General features: G+C 18.6%; 8 protein-coding genes. All 8 read left to right on the top strand.

Going from position 1 to position 8,479, the window contains the following annotated elements; translation table 11 throughout:
• Positions 1-1,110, top strand: a 1,110-nt coding sequence (locus GJT96_RS01905) for a molybdopterin-dependent oxidoreductase (RefSeq protein WP_169780516.1), incomplete at its 5' end; no start/stop codon positions are given.
• Complete coding sequence (gene nuoH, locus GJT96_RS01900) at positions 1,107-2,081, top strand: NADH-quinone oxidoreductase subunit NuoH (RefSeq protein ID WP_425591411.1); 975 nt, start codon at positions 1,107-1,109, stop codon at positions 2,079-2,081. The genes GJT96_RS01905 and nuoH, both read left to right, overlap by 4 nt.
• A gap of 18 nt (positions 2,082-2,099) precedes the next feature.
• Positions 2,100-2,642: an NADH-quinone oxidoreductase subunit NuoI gene (gene nuoI / locus GJT96_RS01895; protein ID WP_169780515.1), complete on the top strand. Its 543-nt coding sequence runs from the start codon at positions 2,100-2,102 to the stop codon at positions 2,640-2,642.
• 23 nt (positions 2,643-2,665) lie between these two features.
• Complete coding sequence (locus GJT96_RS01890; RefSeq protein WP_169780514.1) at positions 2,666-3,166, top strand: NADH-quinone oxidoreductase subunit J family protein; 501 nt, start codon at positions 2,666-2,668, stop codon at positions 3,164-3,166.
• A 38-nt stretch (positions 3,167-3,204) separates the two neighbouring features.
• Positions 3,205-3,507 carry an NADH-quinone oxidoreductase subunit NuoK gene (gene nuoK / locus GJT96_RS01885; protein ID WP_169780513.1) on the top strand — a complete coding sequence of 101 codons (303 nt, stop codon included), beginning with the start codon at positions 3,205-3,207 and terminating at the stop codon, positions 3,505-3,507.
• On the top strand, positions 3,504-5,387 hold the full coding sequence (nuoL, locus tag GJT96_RS01880; protein WP_169780512.1) for an NADH-quinone oxidoreductase subunit L: 1,884 nt from the start codon (positions 3,504-3,506) through the stop codon (positions 5,385-5,387). Before nuoK ends, nuoL begins: the two co-directional genes overlap by 4 nt.
• Positions 5,388-5,435: 48 nt before the next feature.
• On the top strand, positions 5,436-6,953 hold the full coding sequence (gene nuoM / locus GJT96_RS01875) for an NADH-quinone oxidoreductase subunit M (protein ID WP_169780511.1): 1,518 nt from the start codon (positions 5,436-5,438) through the stop codon (positions 6,951-6,953).
• A 50-nt stretch (positions 6,954-7,003) separates the two neighbouring features.
• Positions 7,004-8,473, top strand: a complete 1,470-nt coding sequence (locus tag GJT96_RS01870) for an NADH-quinone oxidoreductase subunit N (RefSeq protein WP_169780510.1) — start codon at positions 7,004-7,006, stop codon at positions 8,471-8,473.
• The last annotated feature ends 6 nt before the right edge of the window (positions 8,474-8,479 follow it).

The raw sequence follows: 8,479 nt of genomic DNA, 5'->3' as shown, positions 1-8,479 counted from the left end.
ATTGGTTTAATACAAGGAAAATCTTTAAATAGTTTATTTATAAAAAAAAAATTTGTTAATCATGACAACTCTAATATAGATACTATTTTTATAATGGAAAACGATTTATATTTTTATGAAAATAAAAATATACTTAATAATTTTTTTAAAAATATTCCTAATATAATTGTATTAGATCATGTTTTAACGAGAACTATGAAAAAAGCTAATGTAATATTACCAGTAACAAATTTTATGGAAAATAGTGGTACTGTTATTAACAATGAATGTAGAGCACAAAGATTTTTTCAAGTTTATAATCCTTCTTTTTATAATAAAAATAATGATAGAAGATCTAGTTGGAAATGGATATATGAAATATACGCAAAATTAAATAATTTAAATAAAAAAATTACTTTAGATAAAATTATAAAAAAATGTGAAAAATATGTTCCAATACTTAATGGTATTAGTTTAGCAGCTCCACCTGCTACTTATAAAGTATATAATAGAAAATTTGCAAGATCTTCATTAAGATATAGCGGAAGAACATCGATGTTTTCCAATATAAATATACATGAACCTGAACAACCAAAAGATGAAGATACTATTTTTAGTTTTTCTATGGAAGGAAATTATGGTTCAAATATTAATTATACTCATATACCATTTTTATGGTCTCCTGGATGGAATTCTTCAGAATCATTATATAAATTTCAAAAAGAAATTGGTATTTCATCTAAATATGGATACACAGGATTTAAAATATGTCAAAAAAATAAATATAAAATAAAAATAAAAAAAATATATCATAAACATAATTACAATAATCAATTAATAATTGTTGCATATCAAAATTTTTTTCAGAATAATAGTTTAATACAAAAATCTAATTTAATAAAAAAATATTTTAATAATTATTACGTAATTTTTAATAAAAATGATGCTAAACAATTAGGAATTTTAAATAATTATTTAGTTAAATTATATTGTTTAAATAATACTTTTATATTAAAAACATATATTTCAAAATTTTTAAATCAAGGATTAGTAAGTCTTCCTTTAGGAACTAAAAATATTCCATTATCTTTTTTAGGTAAAATTATTGAAAAAATAAAGGTATTAAAATGATGTTGTTTCCATTATTTAATTCTATAAAATTATTTTATGTATTACAAATATTATTCATATTATTAATACTATTAATAAGTAGTGCTTTTTTAAGTTTTATAGAAAGACGTATACTTGCTTTATTCCAAAATCGTTATGGACCTAATAGAGTAGGATTATTTGGTTGTTTACAAGTTTTAGCTGATATGATAAAAATGCTTTTCAAAGAAGATTGGACTCCAAATTTTTCAAATAAATTATTGTTTAATCTGGCGCCTATTTTAGCATTTAATACATTATTATCTGTATTTGCTATATTACCTATTACTCCATATATAATAATATCTAATTTAAATATTGGAATACTTTTTTTTTTTATGATGGCTAGTATTTCAGTATATTCTATATTATTTGCAGGATTAGCAAGTAATAATAAATATGCTTTATTAGGGATAATAAGAGGAGTAGCACAAATTATTAGTTATGAAATTTTTTTAGGATTATCATTAATGGGTATTGTTTGTCAGACAGGTTCGTTTAATTTATTAGATATAATTTTTTATCAAAATAAACATTGTTGGAATATTATTCCTCAATTTTTTGGTTTTATACCATTTTTAATTGCTTCTATAGCTTTATGCCATAGACATCCTTTCGATCAACCAGAAACAGAACAAGAACTTATTGATGGTTATCATATTGAATATTCTGGAATTAAATTTGGACTTTTTTTTATAGGAGAATATATTAATATAATAATATTATCTTCTTTAATTGTTATTTTATTTTTTGGAGGATGGTTAGGACCATTTTTTAAACCAATAATATGGTTTTTAATTAAAACTATTATATTTATAATATTATTTTTTTTAATAAGAGCATCATTACCTAGACCTCGTCATGATAACGTAATATATTTTGGATGGTTTATATGTTTACCATTAACATTAATCAATCTTATAATTACTTCTTTTTTAGTAAAATTAAACTAATTTTTATAAAGTTAAACAATGAATATTAAAAAATTTTTTATTAATATAATGAGTCAAATAAAAAGTATTTTCCTAATTTTATTAAATCTCTTTAGTAAAAGAGAAACAATAATGTATCCAGAAGAAAAAATTTATTTACCACCAAGGTATAGAGGAAGAATAATATTAACATCTGATTTAGATAATAATGAACGTTGTGTTGCTTGTAATCTTTGTGCAGTTGTTTGTCCAGTAGGGTGTATAACTTTAAAAAAATCTATAAATAAAAATGGACGATCATATGCAAAATTTTTTAGGATAAATTTTTCTAGATGTATTTTTTGTGGATTTTGTGAAGAAGCTTGCCCTACATCAGCTATACAATTAATTCCAGATTTTGAATTATGTGAATTTAATAGAAAAGATTTAATATACGAAAAAAAAGATTTATTAATTAATAATCCAGGAAAAGATATAAAATATAATTTTTATAATATTTCAGGAGTTAAAATTAAAAATAATAAAAAAAATAATATAAAAGATTCAAGTATAGAGGTAGATATAAAAAATATTTTACCATAATTTTAATTATAGAGGTATTTTATATGAAAATAATATTGTATTTATTAGAATTAATATCAATAATTTTCTCATTTTTAATTATAATTAGTATTAATCCTATTTATACATTGTTATATTTTTTACTTTCATTAATTTCAATATCATGTATATTTTTTTTATTAGGTAATTATTTTGCTGGAGCATTAGAAATCATTATATATGCTGGAGCTATTATCATACTATTTATATTTGTTTTAATGTTTTTAAATTATAAAAATATTAAATTAGAAGAAAATTTTTTTTTTATAAAAAAAAAATTATTTATAATTAATATTTTAATTATAAATTTCTTTTTTTGTATATTAATATTTTATATTTTAAAACACTTATATATAAAAAAATTAATTATTCATAATTTTATTAATATCCAAAATATTGGTATAAATTTATTTACGCAATATAAAATTATTGTAGAATTAATGTCAATATTGTTATTATCAGGTGTAATTATTGTTTTACATATAGGAAATAAAAAAAAATATTAAAGTTTTATTTATTTTTATACAATACAGAAGAACATAAAATGATACCTTTATATCATATTTTAATATTTATTATTATAATATTTATTATTGGATTAACAGGAATATTAATTAGAAATAATATGTTATATATTTTAATTTGTTCTGAATTAATGATTAATGCTGCTGCTTTATCATGTATAGTTTCTGGTAATTATTGGAAACAAACAGAAGGAGAAATTATGTATATTATATCTATTAGTATATCAGCCATAGAAACTTGTATAAGTTTAATTTTATTAATAAAATTATATTATTATAAAAATAATATTATTATTAATTCGATTAGTGAGATGAATGGATGAAATTTCTCTTTTTAATTATTTTAATGCCATTAATTAGTTTTTTAATATTGTCATTATTTTCTAATTATTTAAATAAAAATCAAATTTCAATAATTGGAATTATTTTTATAGGTATAAGTGCAATATTAACATTAATAATAGGATATATTTTTTTAAAAAATAAATTTTTATTTTATAAACAATCTTTATGGGAAATACTAAATATTGATTTTTTTTATGTTAATTTTGATTTATATTTAGATATATTATCTTTAGTTATGTTATTTATCACTACATGGGTAGGATTTTTTATCCATATATTTTCTATTTGGTATATGAAAAATAAAGAAGGATATTCTAGATTTTTTGCATATACTAATTTATTTATTGCTAATATGACATTACTTATTTTAGCTAATAATTTTATTTTAATGTTTTTTGGTTGGGAAGGAGTAGGTGTATGTTCTTATTTGTTAATAGGATTTTTTTATAAAAAATCATCAAATGGATTATCTGCTATAAGAGCATTTTTAATAACTCGTTTTAGTGATATTTTTTTAATTATTGGAATGTTTTTTATATTTAGAATATTTCACACTTTCAATTTTTCGGAAATATTAAATATTTCTACATCATCTTTTATTTATTATAAAGCATATTATTTAAAAATAATATCTATAATGATTATTATAGGATCTTTAAGTAAATCAGTTCAATTCCCATTAAATACTTGGTTGATAGATGCAATGGTTGGACCTACGCCTGTTTCTGCTCTTATTCATGCTGCTACTATGGTTACAGCTGGTATTTATTTAATTTTACGTAATAATATTTTATTTTTAATGAACAATTATATTTTTTTTGTATGTAGTATTATTGGGGCAATAACAATATTATTATCTGGTTATTCTGCATTAATACAAAATAATATCAAACATATTTTAGCATATTCTACAATGAGCCAAATTGGCTATATATTTTTAGCATTAGGTATTAATTTGTGGAAGGCTTCTTTATTTCATGTAATATCACATGCTTTTTTTAAAGCATTACTCTTTTTATGTGTTGCTTCTATTATTTTTATATGTGATAATGAACAAAATATACTTAAAATGGGGGGAATGAGAAAATATTTTCCATTTATATATTATATTTTTTTATTTGGTTCAATATCACTAATTTCATTACCTTTTATTACTATGAGTGGTTTTACAAAAGAAAAAATATTGTATGAAGTTTTTATAAACAAACATAAATTTCTACTTATTATTAGTTTTTTAGGTAGTATTTTAACTTCTTTGTATACTATTCGTATGATTTATAAAATTTTTTATGGTAAAAGTAGTATTTTTTTTAATAAAATTAAAAATAATATACTTATACATAATATTCCAATGATAATATTAACAATATTATCCAGTTATATTGGGGTGATATTATTACCAATAAAACAAAAATTTTTATTTCCTAGTAAATTATTAATTTTAAATCATAAAAATTATTTTATTTTAGAAATAATATCTATACTAATTATAATTAGTAGTTGTCTATTATATATTTTTTATATTCAAAATAATTTTTTAATAAAAAAAATTATTAAAAATTATTGTTATTATTTCTATTTTATAAATAATTTTTTTTTAAATGGTTATTATATAGATTATATTTATAAAAATATATTTACAAATTTTTTTAAAAAATTTTTATTAATAATAAAAAATGATCCTTTTTCTAAAATAGTAAATTATTTATTTGTAAATCTTTTAAAGAAAATAGGGTATTTATTATTAATAAGTGAAAATGGAAATATTAGTTGGTATATATTATCTATATATATAGGAACAATAATAATTTTAGTATACTTAACAATATTTATTAATAATCAATATTATTTTATATAATAAATTTAATTTTATATATTAAATAACAAAATATAGTTAGGAAATTTTATGTTATTACCCTGGTTTATATTAATTCCCTTTTTTAGTGGTTTAATTTGTTGGCAAAGTGAAAAAATAAATTATAAATTTCCTCGTTGGATATCTTTAATTTCTATCAGTTTTATTTTTATAATATCAATTATTAAATTAATTTTATATACATACAATTTTAAAAATCATATATTTTTTTTATATCCTACATGGATGTCAGAATTTATATTAAATTGGATCCCGAGATTTGGGATACATTTTCATCTGGCTATGGATGGATTATCATTAATAATGATAAATTTAACTGGATTATTAGGTATAATGGCTGTAGTTTGTTCTTGGAATGAAATAAAAAAACTTCATGGTTTTTTTCATTTAAATTTATTATGGATTTTAAGTAGTGTTATTGGGGTATTTTTATCCGTAGATATGTTTTTATTTTTTTTATTTTGGGAAATAATGTTATTACCTATGTATTTTTTAATATCTTTATGGGGACATAAAGATATTAAAGGAAATAGTCGTATTAAAACAGCAACTGAATTTTTTATTTATACACAATCTAGTGGTTTATTAATGTTATGCGGGATTTTAACTTTAGTTTTTACTTATTATAAATCTACTGGTGTATTAACTTTTGAATATAATGCTCTATTAAATAATCATTTAGATTTAAAAACAGAATTTTTATTAATGTTATCTTTTTTTATTGCATTTGCAGTTAAACTACCTATTATTCCATTTCATGGATGGTTACCAAATGCACATAGTCAAGCTCCAACTGCAGGATCTGTTGATTTAGCAGGTATTTTATTAAAAACAGCTGCTTATGGCTTATTAAGATTTACATTACCATTATTTCCTATATCATCTTTAAAATTTTCTTTTATCGCAATATTATTAGGAATATTTAGTATTTTTTATGGATCATGGATGGCTTATATTCAAAATGATATAAAAAGAGTTATAGCATATACATCCATATCCCATATGGGATATGTTTTAATAGGAATTTATAGTTTTAATAAATTAGCTTATCAAGGTGTAATTATACAAATGATATCACATGGTATTTCTGCTTCTGCACAATTTATTCTTTGTGGACAAATATATGAAAAATTAAAAACACGTAATATAAAATTATTAGGTGGATTATGGGATAGTATAAATACATTACCAGGTTTTTTTATTTTTTTTGCTTTAGCTAGTATTGGTATCCCTGGTACAGGAAATTTTATAGGAGAATTTTTAATTTTATTAGGTATTTTTTATAAACATCCTATTTGTGCATGTATTACTACTTTCAGTTTATTATTTTCTAGTATTTATTCATTAAATATGATACAAAAAATTTTTTATGGTTCTAAAACTAGAATAAATATTTTAGAGAAAAATATGTTTTTAAAAGAAAAAATTATTTTATTTATATTATTAATATTATTAATAATTTTAGGTTTTTATCCACAATTTATTTTAAATATATCAAATAATACTATTAATAGTATATATAATAGAATTATAATGATGAATTATTAATCAATTTTATATATTATTTTAATAAATTTTTAGATAAAATAGAAAATTTTATGACTAAATCATTAATACCTTTAATTATTATTATTACATCATTAATATTTTTATTAATTAAAGTAACAATAAAACGCGATAATATGACAAGTTTAATTGTTACAGTTATTGGATTTTTATTTACAATACTATCTTTTTTTTATATAAAAAATAATAATTTTTTTATAAATAATTTATTTTTACAAGATAAATATTTAATTTTTTATAAGATTATATTATTAATTACTAATATAGTAATATGTTTATTAGCTTATAAATGGTTATCTATTATTAAATATAATAAAGATGAATTTTATTTATTAATTATAATTTCAACTATAGGAAGTTTAGTATTATTAGATTCAAATAATTTAATACCAATGTTAATTGGTATTGAACTAATATCTATACCTATTTTTGGTTTAATATTTTATAATTTAAAATTAAAATATGCATTAGAAGCTAGTATTAAATATACAATACTTTCTATGTTAGTATCATCATTTTTAATATTAGGAATATCTTTTATTTATCTAGATAATGGTAGTTTATGTTTTATTAATTTATTAAATAATGATATAATTCACAGTTTTTTTTCTATAAATTATTTAACAATAATTGGTTTATTATTAATAATAATAAGTTTAGGATTTAAATTATCAATATTTCCATTTCATTTATGGACTCCAGATATTTATCAAGGATCACCAATAATTATTACATTATTTTTATCTACATTTAGTAAATTATCAATTTTTATATTTTTATTTAAATTTTTAATTAATTTTGCATATATACATTATATGCAATCTTTTATTTTACAAATAATAATTTTATTATCAATATTATCAATATTATTTGGTAATATTATGGGTTTTACAACTAAAAATAATATTAAACGTTTATTAGCATATTCATCCATAGCTCATATAGGATATATGTTTATAATATTAATTTATAATCAAAAATATGAAACACATGTTTTTTCATTAGAAATAATGTCAATATATGTTATCGGGTATCTAATAAATAATTTAGGTATTTTTGGTGTAATGAGTATATTCACTAGTTTAAATATTAATGAAATAAATATAGATAAATTATATTATTATCGTGGTTTATTTTGGTATGATCCTGTTTTAACTTTTATTTTAACTATAATGTTATTATCTTTAGCTGGAATTCCTCCTACTATAGGATTTATTTCAAAATTTTATTTAATAACCTTAAGCATAAAAATGAAAATGTGGTATTTAGCTTATATAGTTATTTTCGGGAGTTCTATTGGAATATATTATTATTTAAATACAATTATTATTTTATATTTAAAACCATCTAAAATAAATAAAAATATATACCTTACTAAAGTAAGAAAAAATAATTATTATTTTTTTATAAAAAATTTATTATTATTATTTACAATTATAACAATTGTATTAGGATTATATCCTGACTTTTTAATAAAGTTAATTACAAATTATGTTTTATAATATAAA

It is taken from the genome of Enterobacteriaceae endosymbiont of Donacia piscatrix, from assembly GCF_012569525.1.
GTDB lineage: Bacteria > Pseudomonadota > Gammaproteobacteria > Enterobacterales > Enterobacteriaceae.
The sequence above is the reverse complement of the archived record's forward strand: the minus strand, read 5'-3'. Positions and strand labels throughout refer to the sequence as shown.